Origin of the sequence: Bdellovibrio sp. HCB209 (genome assembly GCF_047306065.1) — a bacterium.
GTDB lineage: Bacteria > Bdellovibrionota > Bdellovibrionia > Bdellovibrionales > Bdellovibrionaceae > Bdellovibrio.
In genome coordinates, this window is the sequence record NZ_CP178618.1 from 171,253 (window position 1) to 184,810 (window position 13,558).

Genomic DNA, 13,558 nt, shown 5'->3' on the forward strand with positions numbered 1-13,558 from the left:
AAAGCCCTGGTGATACCGGGGCTTTTTTTGTTAAATGAATGTATGAGCAAATCTGTCAAAATCAAATCTGCCTTAGAGTCCGATGTTCCCGCGATTCTTCACTTCATCACTCAGCTTGCAATCTATGAGAAGCTTGAGCACGAAGTCGTCGCCACAGAAGATCTTTTAAAGAAAACCCTGTTCGGGGAGCAAAGACATGCGGAAGTTCTTTTTTTAGAAGAAGACGGCATCAAGGCTGGATTTGCTCTGTTCTTTCATAGCTATTCTACGTTCTTAGCATTGCCGGGAATTTACCTCGAAGATCTTTTTGTTCTTCCTGAGTATCGTGGCAAGGGCTATGGAAAAAAACTTCTTAGTCATCTGGCAAAGCTCGCCGTCGAACGGGGATGTGGTCGCTTGGAATGGTCAGTGCTTGATTGGAATCAACCAGCGATTGATTTCTATTTGTCGCTTGGTTCAAAGCCTATGAATGAATGGACTGTTCACCGTGTAACCGGTGAAGCGCTTCAAAACCTTGCGGCGAAAGCTTAGTTAGATTCCAGAGTAATAATTTGGCGGGAGTAAGCGTTTACAAGAGCTTTTACGGGGCTCTTCGCCTTTTTTAGCGACTGCAGTTGGTCTCGCAATACCGAAGGATTGGTTCCTTTTGGCAGGAGGTAAAACGCGGCATTGTCGCCGATGGTAAGTTTGAAGTCCTTGTCCGTTTCGACAATTTTGTGGATAGGTCCGTTCAGATCTCGTGTGACTGTCTTTGCTTCTTTTTTATATCCAGAGACAGAAACCTTCTCTGCCGCGAAGGCAGGAATACTTAAAAGCATAATGAAAAGAGTGGAAACTATTCTTTTCATTATCGGGCGCCCTTCTGAGCAGCAGCTCTTTCAGCCGCTTTTTTAGAAGCCTCTTTGTAAGCTTTCTTATACAAGTAATCGTAGAAATGACTTGGATCACCTAAATCGGAAGTTTGTTTTAGGACAGCAAGCATTTCCTTGTTGTCTTCTTTAGTGCCCTTAACCCATGCATTTGCTTTGTTGGGGCGTATGTCAGCAGGACCCACTTGAAAGCGTCCACCAAAATATGGCTTTTCAACTTTTGATTCGGGATTCTCTTTCATCTTTGCTGTCCAGTCTTCCACCGTTACAGGACGATTGAACAAAGAAGGATCGAAAACCATTTTCTTTACTTTGCCCTTGGAGTCTTTGACTAGCGCCATCGGAGCAACATGATAGGCCCAGTTGATAACACCATACTTGGGATCTTTTGTATCAATAACGATATCGCCTTCGACAAAAGCTTTGCCCATTTCGATATTTTTTTTCTTCGGCTATCATCGCCATTGCACTGGCGCGTATATAACAACCATCAACCGCATACTCGTAGGGAATTTCTTTGTGAGAAATAAATTCTTCGAAGAGGCCTTTCGCTTTTTCTTCGGAAAGAACGGTCACTTCGACAGAACCACCCGGAACCCAACGATCGGGCACCGACATGGTTGCGGCTAAAATGAAAAGGGATAATAAAACCCACTTAAGAAAGAACATGCTTACTTATCGGATTTTTTCACCTAAGAGGTGAGAGTATTCTTAGGTGGACTTAGGTCGTGTTCCCTCTAGATAAATCGGTGGTGTAACCAGCCTTTTTCGGCTGCGTTGTCCGCCAGTTCTTTCTCTGTTTTAAATATTTTATCATCACGGGAAGCAGCACTAACTGCCAAGCGCAGGTGAGTCGCGCTTTCTAGCAGGTTAAAGTCACCCATGGTGTTGCCGCTAGCAAAGAATGGAAGCTTGCCTCCCGTTTTAGCAAGCAAAGCTTCGACTTTTCCTTGGCGATAAGTGATCACGCCTTTTTGCTTATCAGTGATAATGTCGTTGTTCACTTCAGTTTCGACACCAATAATGTTGTCGTATCCCAAACCAACTAAATCGGCGCCACCCTCAACAGCCCATTTAACTGAAGCCGTGATGACATAAATCTGAACGCCTTTTGACATAAGTAGCTGAAGCAATTTTCTTTGCTCAGAAAATACTGGAACCGGAGCTGCGGCTTTAACACCAGCTTTGGCCCACTCACGAACTTCCGTCAGAGTTTTGCCTTGGCAGATTTGCGCCAGCCACAAATAAGCTTTGCGCGGGTCTGCGGCTTTCATTGTTTCGTAGTGATTCCAAGCATCTTTGGGAAGGTCGACGAGTTTATTGTCGATCTGGTGATGAAAGAAAGTTTCTCCCAAATCGATATCCCACAAAGTTCCGTCGGCATCAAAGGCAGCGATCGGTTGATCTTGCTCTTTCAAGACTTGGTCGAGAGAGTTGTTAATCGAGGCCCAAATGTCAGAGGAATAATCTTTGTATTTCATCGGGTCTTAGTATGAAATAGATACGTTCAAATGACAAGGGAGCACAGTCGATGAGTCTTTTCTGTCGCGTTATCCAGCCTGACGACCTACAAAACATTCTAGATCTCGAATCTCGTAAAATGACGGAGCAGTATCCCGACGAGATGGAAAGAATGATGGCGGTTTGGAATTCCAAACATCGCGTGGAAGCCCTTAATCATTACATCCCATTGGGATGGAGCTTCTTGGCTGAAGATCCTGATACCAAAGCATTACTGGGATATTTTATTGCTCAACCTTTGTTGTTCTTTGACGGTCAAACGCAAACTTTGTGGGTGGAGCATGTGCAATTTGAAACTTTGCAGGCGCGCGACGAATTGTGTGAGCTGGCGTATAAGCTAGGCCGTGAAAAACATCTGCAAAGAGTTTACTTCCCATCGGATAATGGTGTTCCGAACTCAGTAAAAGGTTTCAAGCCTGCTCCGTGGGAGCCGGGTACACTCGCTGTTAAAACTGTGAAATAGGATAAGGGTATGAAGAATTTTTCCTTCGTGAATCGTATTCAGAATTTGTCCAAAATGAAAAATCAGGAATTCGACCTGGTGATTATCGGTGGCGGTATCAACGGAGCAGGTGTCGCTCGTGATGCTTGCGCGCGCGGTATGTCGGTCGCGTTGGTTGAAACGCGTGACTTTGCTTCGGGGACTTCTTCTCGCTCCAGCAAAATGGTTCACGGTGGTATTCGCTATCTTGAAAACATGGATTTCAAATTAGTTTACGAAGCCTTGAACGAAAGAAATAAACTTTTCGAAATGGCTCCGCACCTAGTGCATCCATTGCGCTTTATGCTTCCGATGTACAAGGAAAGCCGTGTGGGCATGCTGAAGATGGGTATGGGCATGTGGCTCTACGATATCTTAGCTCTGTTCCAATCTCCTGAAATGCACGAACGCCTAGATGCCAAAGAATCTATGGAGCGCATGACTGCTCTGCGTGAAACCAATCTTTTGGGATCATACGTTTATTCTGATGGATACATGGATGATGATCGCTTGGTTTATGAAACTTTGCGTTCAGCAAATGAAATGGGCATGGTTGCTGCGAACTACGTCAGCGCAACAGGTGCTGAATTCACTGACGAAAAAATTTCTGCCGTTCATTGTGAAGATCAACTGACTAAAGAAAAATTCACGATCCGCGGCCGTCACGTGATCAGTTCAGTAGGTCCTTGGACAGATCAGTTGGGTGATAAGCTTTTCAAAGACTGGAAGCACATCCTGCGCCCAACTAAAGGCATTCACTTAACTTTGCCTCAACATCGTTTGCCACTGACAAGTGCCGTGGTGATGGGTGCGGAAAAAGGTGATCGTATTGTGTTTGGTATTCCTCGCCATGACATGATCATTATTGGTACGACAGATACGGACTACAAAGGCTCACCGGAAAATGTGACGTGCACGCCAGAAGACGTTCAATATCTTTTGGATATCACCGCTCACTATTTCCCTGGTGCGAATTTGACGGCTCATGATGTGATTTCAAGTTATGCGGGTGTCAGACCTCTGGTGAATGATGGTTCATCAACAGAGGGAAAAACCAGTCGCGAACATACGATCATTGATGACCCACGCGGAATTACCTTTGTAGCTGGTGGAAAGTACACAACATATCGTTTGATGTGCCAACAAACTGTTTCACATGCCCTGAACAGCTTTCCAGTCGAGGATCGTGCGCGGTTCGCTAAAAAAGATACGGCGGTCGCATTTAATTCCTACACGACAGAAAGTGCCTATCACGAAGCGCAAGTATTGGCGCAAGCGTGGGCGAAAGAATTCGGTCGTGCCGAGTCAGATGTCGCTGCCCTGGCGCAGCGCTATGGCCGAGAAGCTGAGATTATTTTATCTAAGTACAACTCGAGTTACTCCTACTGGCAGTTGGAAGCGGCGCAAGCAATCGACACGACAATGTGTCTGAATTTGCGCGATTTCTTCTCTCGTCGAGTTCATTTGTTCCTCGCAGATCGCAATCACGGACTGAAGCATTTGGATGAAATTATTCAAGTTTTCAGAGAGAAACTGAGCTGGACGGAGAAGCGCGTGAATGAAGAAAAGCACGCGCTTTCGGAATATATGGCGCACGAATTGGAATGGAAAAAACACTTCTAGAACGTTGAGACTTCGCGTCTTGCGGAGTCTTCGCTTGTGTTAAATTACCAGTGCGCGTCAAAAGATCTAGCTGAAGGGCCTAAATATCAGTATTGACTCTGGTTTTCAATCTCCCTAGACTTGTAGTCGAAATGACACAATGAAATTTTCTTGAGAGAGATTCAGCATGAGTTTTTTTGATAAAGTACAAGACTATTTTTCTAATGATATCGCCATCGACTTGGGCACAGCCAACACTCTCGTTTACGTTAAAGGTCGTGGAATCATTCTTGATGAACCTTCAGTAGTTGCAGTTCAAAAGAACTACCGCGGAATGCAAAATCGCGTTCTTGCTGTTGGTAAAGAAGCAAAGGACATGTTGGGCAGAACTCCTGGTTCTATCGTAGCAATTCGTCCGATCAAAGACGGTGTTATCGCTGACTTTGAAGTAACACAATCCATGCTTAAATATTTCATCGGTAAATCTTTGGGCGAGAAAAAATCTTTCATCCGTCCACGTATCATCATCTGCGTTCCTTACGGAATCACTCAGGTGGAAAAACGCGCGGTTAAAGAAGCAGCTCAATCAGCTGGTGCTCGCGAAGTTTATTTGATCGAAGAACCAATGGCAGCGGCTATCGGGGCTGGTCTTCCAATCACAGAACCATCAGGCAACATGGTTGTCGATATGGGTGGTGGTACGACTGGGGTAGCGGTTATCTCTTTGGGTGGTATCGTTTACTGTAAATCAATCAAAGTTGCGGGCGATAAATTTGATGAAGCGATCATCAATTACGTTCGTCGTCAGTTCAACTTGTTGATCGGTGAAAGAACTGCTGAGCTTATCAAAATCCAAATCGGTAACGCTTATCCGTTCGAAGAAGAAAGAACAATGGAGATCAAAGGTCGTGACCTAGTTGCTGGTGCTCCGAAAACTATCGAGATCACAAGCTCACAAGTTAACGATGCATTGATGGATCCTTTGTCTGAAGTTGTTGATGCTGTTCGTACGGCGCTTGAAAAAACTCCGCCAGAGCTTGCTTCTGATATCGTAGATAACGGAATCGTTCTCACAGGTGGTGGTGCATTGCTTGCGAACCTAGACGTTTTGCTAAGAGAGCGTACAGGATTGCCAGTTTCAATCGCAGAAGACCCTTTGAGTTGTGTAGTTATGGGCTCTGGTAAAGTTCTAGACCAGCTGGATCTTCTCAGACAGCTGACAGTGGACTAACATAAGGGTCACTCTACTTATATATTAGGAAGTGCATGACCGAAGCCGACATTCAATCGATCGCCTTGTTTTTCTACTTTGCTTTACTAGATGACAGAAGGGCGATCGAAGCTTCCACTCAGGCACTAGCCCTTTGTCGAGATAAAAAGAGCCGCAATCCAGAACTTTCCACTCCAGTCGCCCTTATTGCGGCGACAAAAGTCACTTGGGATAAATATAAAGTACGCGTAACTCGCGGTCGTCCGAATACAACGGTCGAATCGGGTTGGCTTGTGCCTGAAGGCGTTGATTTAGGGCCTTGGCGCGAATTCCAAAAAACAGCTTCTGAAGACGAGCTGTTAACAGTGATCTGGTCAAAAATTTTAAATATTAATGATAACGATATTTCTGAAGGCCTTGGGATTACTCAAGGAACCATTCGCTATCGTTTGGGTAGAGCTTTGCGAAAGCTCGGAACAATGACTCAAGGTGTGGGTAAGTTGAAGCATGGCACAGCAGGACGATAGCAACATACCACTGTCTAAAAAAGGCAAAAGGGAGATGTCTCCTTTTATAGGCCATGAGCTTCTTTACGATTATTTGTCGGGCATGCTCGATGAAGAAAGAAAAGCGGCGGTGGAGGATCATGTTAAATTCTCCCGCGATGCCCAACTAGATCTTAATAAAATCCAAAATGGTGAAGTGTATGCAAAAGAATTGGCGGGGACGATCGTGTCTCAACCAATCATCGAGCAAATCAATACTCCATCAACATATCTGACAGTTCTTATGCAAAAATCTAACTTTGATCGTTGGCCTCAAGGATTGAAGTGGGGTTTGGAAGCCTTGGTTGTTGTTGCAGTGATCGTGACGTTGTTGACTGTAGCTCCTTGGCAAAAAGCTTTGCAAATCAGTATGAGTGGCAACTCTAAAGAAGTTGTTCTGGCTGAAGTCACTAAGGCTGAAAAAGCAGCACAGGTTGAAGACAAGCCACAGTTTGTGGATGAAGAGCCTAAAACTGATAAGCCGTTGCAAACTCCGACGCCAATTCCAACAGCAGACGTGAAGGCGACTCCGACAACGACGACAACTGTTGCGGCAAAGCCATCACCAACGCCAGCACAATCTCCATCGCCAACACCAAGCGCACCTGCAAAGGTTGCTGCAGCGACCGCTGCAAAACCTGAAGTGGATGAGGATGATACTGAATCAGCAGCTTCCGGCGGATTCCTATACCGTGGTGAAATCGCGGTGACGAATCTTTCAGTGGTGGGTCCTAAGATCACAGAAAAAATCAAAGAGTTGGGTGGTCGAAAAGCCGGTGCAGTTGAACTTGGTTGGCAGAAGTCACCGAACTCAACTTACTATCACTTCACATTGCCTCAAGCTAAATACCAAGATTTGACGACGTTCCTGGGTACTTACGGCAAAGTTCAGGTGAACAAGGAAAAGCATCCTCGTATCATGCCTGATGGAATCATTCGTCTGATCATCACCGTGGATGAAGACAAAAAGTGAAAACCTTAAGACGGAAACCTAAAAGATCGCTGCGCACGATTCTCATCGTGTGGTCGGTCTTATTTTCCGTCGTGCCATTGGCTTTCGTTACATACTACTCGATGAAGAAGTATGAAAAAGCCATCGACTATGAGCTCACTCAGCGTCTGACTGGTAATGCTCGCGAAGTGGAAATCATGCTGAATGATTACCGCGGAATTCTGCAACAGCGCCGCGAAAGATTCCTACGCGATCCAAGCCTGACTTATCACTTATCGATGGGTGACGGAAACACCGTTCGCAATGTTGCGACCAACTGGCTTCGTAATGACGATACTTCCAGTCTGACATTCTTTAATCGTGAAGGCCGCATGCTGGCTTCGGTCTTTAAGGATAATAAAGGTGCCGTTCGTAGCTTTATGCCGGGACTAGAAGCGGTATTCTTGTCTGCGACGTACATGGCAGAAGTAAAAAATGCCCAAGAAGTTGCCGTGGCTGAACCTGGGGAAGGTCATAAATTAAATCTGATTCTGATTTCACAAGTAACTAATAATAATGGACGACTTATTGGTTATGTCGAGCAGGTCATTGATCTAAACCAAGCGTTCTTAAATAAAATCAAAAATCGCCTGAAGCTTGAGTTGATTCTATTTAAAGATAATGGAGACATGGTGGCAGCTAGCCATCAGGATTTTTATCTCTATAAAAAAGGATTCTTTAAAACTTACTTCCATCCAAGCAATGATTTGTTCTTTGACTTAAACGTCCGTGGCACACCTTATGGTTTTTTAGTGAAGCCTTTGGATTGGGGTATTTCAAAATTCTATGTGGCTCTAGGAGCCTCTAAGAGTGAATCCGCAGCAGTTTTAAGAAACGTGAATATCGCGTTTATGACTGTCGTGGGTGCTGTGATCGTTCTGATTATTCTTACGATCTTAGTAACATCAAGCTGGGTTTTGAAGCCTCTTTATGATCTTGTCGACGCCTTACAATCATTCGAGTCTCAAGAGCAGGCTGTGACGATTCCAGTTAAGAACGACACAGAGATCGGGCTTCTGACAGAGAGCTTCAATGAGATGAGTAAAAAGATTTGGACGGCCCGTTCGGATCTTCGCAAAAAAATCACTGAGCTCGAGTCCGCAAATAGAGAACTTAAAGACACGCAAACTAAACTTGTTCACTCGGCGAAAATGGTGAGCTTAGGTCAGTTGGTTGCGGGTGTGGCGCATGAGTTGAATAATCCGATTGGATTTATTTACTCAAACATGACTTACTTGCGCGATTACGGCGATAAGCTTATCAAGCTTGTGGAAGCTGCGGAAAAAGACGCAAAAAAACTTCCTGAACTAAAAGAAGAATATGAGTTTGATTATATCGTGAAAGATATGCCAAAGCTCATTACGTCTTGTCAGGACGGTGCACGCAGAACTCGTGACATCGTATTGGGTTTAAGAAATTTCTCTCGTCTGGAAGAAGCAAAGCTGCAAGAGATCGATTTGCATCAAAGCTTAGATACGACTTTGAATCTTCTGCAAGGGGAGATTAAAGGGCGTTTGGAAATTCATCGTCAGTATGAGCCAACACCGCATATCCATTGCTATGCCAGTCAGATCAATCAAGTGTTCATGAATATCTTGTCAAATGCTGTGCAGGCGATTGATGGTGCTGGGCACATTTGGATTTCAACAAGACCGTTAAGAGACTACAAACCTAATAAGGACAGCAAAAATAAATCCGGTTGGGTGCAAATCTCAATTCAAGACAGTGGTAAAGGCATGAGCGCTGAAACCATCGATAAGATTTTCGATCCTTTCTTCACGACTAAAGGCGTGGGCCAAGGAACAGGATTAGGTCTTAGTATTTCCTATGGAATCGTGCAAAATCATGGCGGTGAGGTCCAGGTTCGTTCTGAAGAGGGCGTTGGGACCGAGTTTATAGTGATTTTACCGATCTTCCCGCCTGTACAAGAGAAAAATACACAACTAATGTCCTAAAGCTTTGGTCTAGTTAAGCCGATTCTTATGTTATGTCGGCACTTACTAAAAGCATCTTTTTATTGGCAGTGATTACAGGCTCAGCAGCTCAAGCAAGCAGCGGAGCTTCATTGCAATTGGTTGCTCACGTGCCACTCAGAGCTAACGTTTCTGTTAGCCTCGATCCGGTCACTAAAAAGGTCGTTGCCGTTAATAATGGCTCCCAATCCATTAAGGTCCAGACTGTTAGCAGATTTCCTGCATCTGTAGTCACTATCGTTGCTCCGTAATTTTCCTGCGACTATCATGGGAGCATGAAGTTCTTTGCAGTAATTCCTCTTATTCTATTCTGTTTACCAGCATTCGCATTTCGCTTAGATCCTATGGTGGTTACTTTTGCACCATCGGGTAAGCTTGCCACGCAAGTGGTGACGTTAGACAATCCGACGAATGAAAAAATTCCGGTACAAGTCGAAGTGTTTACGCGTGACGAAAGCACCGGACAAGAAAAGCGCGAAAAAACCAGCGAGTTCACAATCTATCCAGAGCAAGTCGTTTTGCTTCCGCGGGAAAAAAGAAATGTGCGCATCACCTTCACTGGTGAGACTCCTAAAGAAGAAAAAGCTTATCGCATCGTCGCGACTCAATTGCCGGTGGAGCTGAAAGAAACAAACGCAAAGGCTGCAAAAAAAACCGGCGCCAATGTAACGTTCATGCTTCAGTACGTAGCTTCAGCCTACGTCGCACCTAAAGATGTGGCGGCTGATATCAAAGTTAAAGATGTCAAAGTAAGTTCTCCCAAGAATATCTCAGTCACGATTGCGAATGATGGAACAGCTCATAAGATCGTCTATGTGAAATCCTTCAAGGTCTTAGAAAAAGGCAAAGTCGTTGAGGAAATTAAAAAACCTCAAGGTATTGAAGGCACGAACATCCTGGCAAAAACTCAAAAAACAGTTTCAGTGCCACTGTCGAAATCTCTAAAAGGCAATGAAGCAACTGTATCTGTAGAGTTTGCGGAGTCCGCTGATTGAGATCACTGATCTTAATTCTTTTTCTCTTGGTATCGGGTATAGCTTCCGCTGCGGGAGTTCGTCCTGATTTACCCAAGCCATATCTGATGGCACCAGTGATGCTCGATAGTCGAGAGATGGTGCAGGTATGGGTTTTCCCCCGAGACTCCCGTAAAGAATTTATGGTGGAGGCGGGTCCTTTGATGGATGCGCTCAAAAGAATTCTTAAAGATAGCAACTATAAGATCGTTAAATCACTAGTTCAGCCCAAAGGTGTTTTAAGTTTTGCGAATTTGGATGCGGCCGGATTGAAGCCTGAATGGAATGAAGCGAACCTTGAATTACTTTTGAATATTCCCTTGAACTATCGTAAGCCCAAAGAAATGAGCGTCACCTATATTGAGGTGGATGAAAACAAATACTACAGACCCGAAGGGCATAGTGGTTACTTGAATCTTTATGCAAGTCAGCCCTATCAGTACGGGGACAGCGTTTCTTCTGCGAATAGCAAGCTGCCTTTAGTGGGTCGCATGGAGCTTATCGAGAACATCAAAGGTTTTGTTTTAGAAACGGGGACCGAATTTCAAGAACATGCTGAGTATGCTTGGTCTCGTCAGGATACAAGAATTCGTAAAGACGATGAAGAGCAAATGATCCGCTATACCTTGGGAGATTTGACAACATACTCCAGAGGTTTTCAAAGTTCTCCGTCATTGGGGGGATTTTCATTCAGCCGTGAGTTTTCGATTCAGCCCTACCGAACACTACGTCCGATCAGTCGAACAGAGATTGAAGTTAAGCGACCGTCAGTAGTCGAAGTATATATTAATGGTGTTTTGAACAGTCAGCAGCGTCTGGGGCCTGGCAGATTCAATGTTCGCGACTTTCCAATCGCGATTGGTCTGAGTGATGTAAAAATCAAAGTTCGCGATGATCTGGGCCAAGAGGAAACTTATGACTTTTCATTGCTATTTGAAAACTCTGTTTTGAATGAAGGCACTCAAGAATTCTCCTATAACTTCGGAAATCCTTGGGTGGAGTTTGAAAGCGACAGAACTTATTCCCGAGATGGAGTTTTTTCGTCCCTGTATCATCGTTGGGGAGTCACAGATCGATTTACTTTTGGTCTTAACTTTCAAAACTATCTAGATAAATCCATGCCCGGTGTGGAGTTAACACAAATTGCACCTTGGGGTTTGGCGTCTTTGGATTCAGCCTACGGAACAGCAAATGGCGAAGGTGGTTGGGGTAATCGTCTGACGTATCGAAGTTTGGATCGTATGTATGGCTATAATGTTCCGTTTGTAGCAGCGGCAGAAATCCAAGTCAGAGATCCAAATTTTCAGCAACCAACTGCGATCGATAGTCTGCAAATTAACTTGCTTCGCCGATATGATTTACAACTCTCCACAACATTTGGAATGGGCGCTGTGTTCGGTGTGGGGGGAAGCTATGAAGCTGTTCCTGCGGGATCCTCAGACCGAAGATTCTATCGCACAAACTTTAGCTATCCGATCAATGTTTCTAACCGAATTGAATTCTCTGTGGTCCGTGAGGTTTCTGATAAAACAGAGGATCGTGGTTTGATCTCGTATTTCTGGTCTGAACCCGCAGGCCGTTACAGCGTGAGCGCTTATCACGAAACATTAACAAAAAGCACGACAGCGACTGTAAATCGTAACAACTACTATCAGTATGATGACTTCAGAGCTTCAGCGTCTTTACAAAGAGTCAGCGAAACTACTAACGGTACGTTATTTGTTGAATACCTAACTCAACCGGCAAGCTATCGTTTGGATCAATTCTCAACATCTACGGATGGACAGGATTTGAATACAACGACCTTGGGGATCTCAACAGGGTTTGCCTGGGTGGGAACAAGGGGAGCATTCACTCAGCCCATCACGGATAGCTTCGTGTTGATTGCTTCTGATAACTTCCCGAAAAACAGCGAGCTTATCATCAACCCGATGGGTGTGAAGGGTGAGGCGCAGCTGGGCCCACGCAGTTCAACCGTCTTAAAAGATCGCACATCATATTACCGCTATATGGTTAACTTGAATTCCACAACTTTACCCACAGGGTATTTGCTGGATAAAGAGTACTACGGTGTGATGCCAACTTACCGTAGTGGTATTTTGATCGAAGCTGCATTTGATCGCAAAGTCATGGTTAAAGGCCGCTTGGTACTTGCCGATGGCAAACCGTTGAGCTTGGTGGCTGCCGACGTGATCAACGATCAAGGTCAGCTTGTGGATAATACGTTCTTTACAAACAGAGATGGTCAATTCGTTATCGAAGGCCTTTCTCCAGGAAACTATCGAATCGTGACAGATCGTCCTGAGTTATCAGGAATCTCTCTGACAGTTCCTGACGATCCAAATAATTTAGTGAACGTGGGTGACATGAAAGTCACGAAGGAGGAGCGATGATAAAACTTGCTCTAGCATTCCTTGCGACGACGTTGGTATCTGGCGCCGCTTTCGCCGATAACGATGATTGTAGAAATATTCAGCTGCAAGCTCAGCAGACGGCATTTGATTTAACGACGAATCCAAATATCACGTCGAACATGATTATTAAGGCGGATACACGAGTTAAGGGTTGCAGTTTTTTTGTGACTTTTGATTATGGTCTGTCAGCAAACTATGCTTCGCGATCGTTAAAGTACTGGTTATCCGCATGGCCTTTTCAGATGTACAAAGATTCCGGCAACACTCAGGTCTTAAAGAACTTCCCACAAGTTAATGACTATAATGATGTTCTTAGTGGTTCTTTGCCAGATAAGGGCGGAAACGACGCTCAAGTGTCTTTGCCATACTGGGTGACAGTGGATTTGTCAGCGCCGTGGAGACAACAAGGAACATATTCAGAGTGGATCACAGCGACTCTTTATAAGGGGACATTGTCTAGGTATGAGTTCGTTCGCTCTGTTGTAGTCGCATTTTATATGAATGCTCCGAAGCGAGCAGATATTTCTGTGGTGCCATCCGGTGGATCTTTTAATATCGCTGACGTCACTGAGACCATGGATTTCGGAACACTCGCAACAGGGACAACTCGCAGTTGTGACGTTATTGTTAAATACAATGCGGGATATATTCTATATGCTTCTTCTCAAAATAATGGACGCCTGAAACACGAAACAGCTGCGGCTTATATTCCTTATACGATTTCGATTGGCGGAACATCTGTGAACTTAGGTTCGTCTGCAAGCAATCCTGTGCAGGTCAAAAGAGAGTTGGGAACATCTCCATCGAGTGGAAAAATTCTGCCGACAACTGTGACTATCGGAAGCTACACTCAAGATCAATCCGGAAACTACAACGACATCATTACGTTGACGGTTCAATCCGCAGAATAAAAAAAGCCCTTCTTTTCAGAAGGGCTTT

The 13,558-nt window shown here is 44.7% G+C and carries 15 protein-coding genes; 11 read left to right on the plus strand and 4 right to left on the minus strand.

The features are described from left to right. Positions 1 to 42: 42 nt before the first annotated feature. Entirely contained in the window at positions 43 to 531 is a 489-nt protein-coding gene (locus tag ACLVWP_RS00865) for an N-acetyltransferase family protein (RefSeq protein ID WP_413559371.1), read from the plus strand. On the opposite strand, the gene ACLVWP_RS00870 is transcribed toward ACLVWP_RS00865, so the two are convergent. The 4 genes from ACLVWP_RS00870 to ACLVWP_RS00885 all read right to left on the minus strand — a co-directional run bounded on the left by ACLVWP_RS00870 (position 528) and on the right by ACLVWP_RS00885 (position 2,350). Continuing rightward, on the minus strand, positions 528 to 848 hold the full coding sequence (locus ACLVWP_RS00870; protein WP_413559373.1) for a hypothetical protein: 321 nt from the start codon (positions 846 to 848) through the stop codon (positions 528 to 530). The two genes, ACLVWP_RS00865 and ACLVWP_RS00870, sit on opposite strands and share 4 nt — an antisense overlap. After that, positions 848 to 1,300: a protein-glutamine glutaminase family protein gene (locus ACLVWP_RS00875; RefSeq protein WP_413559375.1), complete on the minus strand. Its 453-nt coding sequence runs from the start codon at positions 1,298 to 1,300 to the stop codon at positions 848 to 850. The genes ACLVWP_RS00870 and ACLVWP_RS00875 overlap by 1 nt, the downstream gene beginning before the upstream one ends. Continuing rightward, positions 1,263 to 1,538, minus strand: a complete 276-nt coding sequence (locus tag ACLVWP_RS00880) for a protein-glutamine glutaminase family protein (protein WP_413559377.1) — start codon at positions 1,536 to 1,538, stop codon at positions 1,263 to 1,265. The genes ACLVWP_RS00875 and ACLVWP_RS00880 overlap by 38 nt, the downstream gene beginning before the upstream one ends. Positions 1,539 to 1,606: 68 nt before the next feature. Next, the gene (locus ACLVWP_RS00885) at positions 1,607 to 2,350 is read right to left on the minus strand and encodes an HAD family hydrolase (RefSeq protein ID WP_413559378.1); all 744 of its coding nucleotides are present in this window, start codon (positions 2,348 to 2,350) and stop codon (positions 1,607 to 1,609) included. 50 nt (positions 2,351 to 2,400) lie between these two features. Between ACLVWP_RS00885 and ACLVWP_RS00890 the strand changes: the two genes are divergently transcribed. From ACLVWP_RS00890 to ACLVWP_RS00935, 10 genes are all read left to right on the plus strand, one after another. Then, the gene (locus ACLVWP_RS00890) at positions 2,401 to 2,853 is read left to right on the plus strand and encodes a hypothetical protein (protein ID WP_413559380.1); all 453 of its coding nucleotides are present in this window, start codon (positions 2,401 to 2,403) and stop codon (positions 2,851 to 2,853) included. A gap of 9 nt (positions 2,854 to 2,862) precedes the next feature. Next, positions 2,863 to 4,494, plus strand: coding sequence for a glycerol-3-phosphate dehydrogenase/oxidase (locus ACLVWP_RS00895; protein WP_413559382.1), 1,632 nt, complete (start codon positions 2,863 to 2,865; stop codon positions 4,492 to 4,494). Between the two features lie 166 nt (positions 4,495 to 4,660). Beyond that, positions 4,661 to 5,704 (plus strand): rod shape-determining protein, encoded by a 1,044-nt coding sequence (locus ACLVWP_RS00900; protein ID WP_413559383.1) that lies wholly within the window; start codon positions 4,661 to 4,663, stop codon positions 5,702 to 5,704. A 35-nt stretch (positions 5,705 to 5,739) separates the two neighbouring features. Then, a complete protein-coding gene (locus ACLVWP_RS00905) occupies positions 5,740 to 6,210 on the plus strand; it encodes a hypothetical protein (RefSeq protein WP_413559385.1) in 471 nt (156 codons plus the stop codon). A 34-nt stretch (positions 6,211 to 6,244) separates the two neighbouring features. Beyond that, positions 6,245 to 7,201: a zf-HC2 domain-containing protein gene (locus ACLVWP_RS00910; protein ID WP_413559387.1), complete on the plus strand. Its 957-nt coding sequence runs from the start codon at positions 6,245 to 6,247 to the stop codon at positions 7,199 to 7,201. Between the two features lie 101 nt (positions 7,202 to 7,302). Beyond that, positions 7,303 to 9,174 carry an ATP-binding protein gene (locus ACLVWP_RS00915; protein WP_413559389.1) on the plus strand — a complete coding sequence of 624 codons (1,872 nt, stop codon included), beginning with the start codon at positions 7,303 to 7,305 and terminating at the stop codon, positions 9,172 to 9,174. Between the two features lie 32 nt (positions 9,175 to 9,206). After that, positions 9,207 to 9,443: a hypothetical protein gene (locus ACLVWP_RS00920; protein WP_413559391.1), complete on the plus strand. Its 237-nt coding sequence runs from the start codon at positions 9,207 to 9,209 to the stop codon at positions 9,441 to 9,443. Positions 9,444 to 9,467: 24 nt separating this feature from the next. Further along, positions 9,468 to 10,187 (plus strand): molecular chaperone, encoded by a 720-nt coding sequence (locus tag ACLVWP_RS00925; RefSeq protein WP_413559392.1) that lies wholly within the window; start codon positions 9,468 to 9,470, stop codon positions 10,185 to 10,187. After that, positions 10,184 to 12,598: a hypothetical protein gene (locus ACLVWP_RS00930; protein ID WP_413559393.1), complete on the plus strand. Its 2,415-nt coding sequence runs from the start codon at positions 10,184 to 10,186 to the stop codon at positions 12,596 to 12,598. Before ACLVWP_RS00925 ends, ACLVWP_RS00930 begins: the two co-directional genes overlap by 4 nt. Beyond that, positions 12,595 to 13,530: a hypothetical protein gene (locus ACLVWP_RS00935; RefSeq protein WP_413559395.1), complete on the plus strand. Its 936-nt coding sequence runs from the start codon at positions 12,595 to 12,597 to the stop codon at positions 13,528 to 13,530. Before ACLVWP_RS00930 ends, ACLVWP_RS00935 begins: the two co-directional genes overlap by 4 nt. The last annotated feature ends 28 nt before the right edge of the window (positions 13,531 to 13,558 follow it).

Excerpts from the sequence above, each read along its gene's own strand:
- ACLVWP_RS00865 (WP_413559371.1), top strand. The coding sequence starts at position 43 with ATGAGCAAATCTGTCAAAATCAAATCTGCCTTAGAGTCCGATGTTCCC.
- ACLVWP_RS00920 (WP_413559391.1), top strand. The coding sequence starts at position 9,207 with ATGTCGGCACTTACTAAAAGCATCTTTTTATTGGCAGTGATTACAGGC.
- ACLVWP_RS00875 (WP_413559375.1), bottom strand. The coding sequence starts at position 1,300 with ATGGGCAAAGCTTTTGTCGAAGGCGATATCGTTATTGATACAAAAGAT.
- ACLVWP_RS00905 (WP_413559385.1), top strand. The coding sequence starts at position 5,740 with ATGACCGAAGCCGACATTCAATCGATCGCCTTGTTTTTCTACTTTGCT.
- ACLVWP_RS00900 (WP_413559383.1), top strand. The coding sequence starts at position 4,661 with ATGAGTTTTTTTGATAAAGTACAAGACTATTTTTCTAATGATATCGCC.
- ACLVWP_RS00910 (WP_413559387.1), top strand. The coding sequence starts at position 6,245 with ATGTCTCCTTTTATAGGCCATGAGCTTCTTTACGATTATTTGTCGGGC.
- ACLVWP_RS00935 (WP_413559395.1), top strand. The coding sequence starts at position 12,595 with ATGATAAAACTTGCTCTAGCATTCCTTGCGACGACGTTGGTATCTGGC.
- ACLVWP_RS00885 (WP_413559378.1), bottom strand. The coding sequence starts at position 2,350 with ATGAAATACAAAGATTATTCCTCTGACATTTGGGCCTCGATTAACAAC.
- ACLVWP_RS00895 (WP_413559382.1), top strand. The coding sequence starts at position 2,863 with ATGAAGAATTTTTCCTTCGTGAATCGTATTCAGAATTTGTCCAAAATG.
- ACLVWP_RS00890 (WP_413559380.1), top strand. The coding sequence starts at position 2,401 with ATGAGTCTTTTCTGTCGCGTTATCCAGCCTGACGACCTACAAAACATT.
- ACLVWP_RS00880 (WP_413559377.1), bottom strand. The coding sequence starts at position 1,538 with ATGTTCTTTCTTAAGTGGGTTTTATTATCCCTTTTCATTTTAGCCGCA.
- ACLVWP_RS00925 (WP_413559392.1), top strand. The coding sequence starts at position 9,468 with ATGAAGTTCTTTGCAGTAATTCCTCTTATTCTATTCTGTTTACCAGCA.
- ACLVWP_RS00915 (WP_413559389.1), top strand. The coding sequence starts at position 7,303 with ATGAAGAAGTATGAAAAAGCCATCGACTATGAGCTCACTCAGCGTCTG.
- ACLVWP_RS00870 (WP_413559373.1), bottom strand. The coding sequence starts at position 848 with ATGAAAAGAATAGTTTCCACTCTTTTCATTATGCTTTTAAGTATTCCT.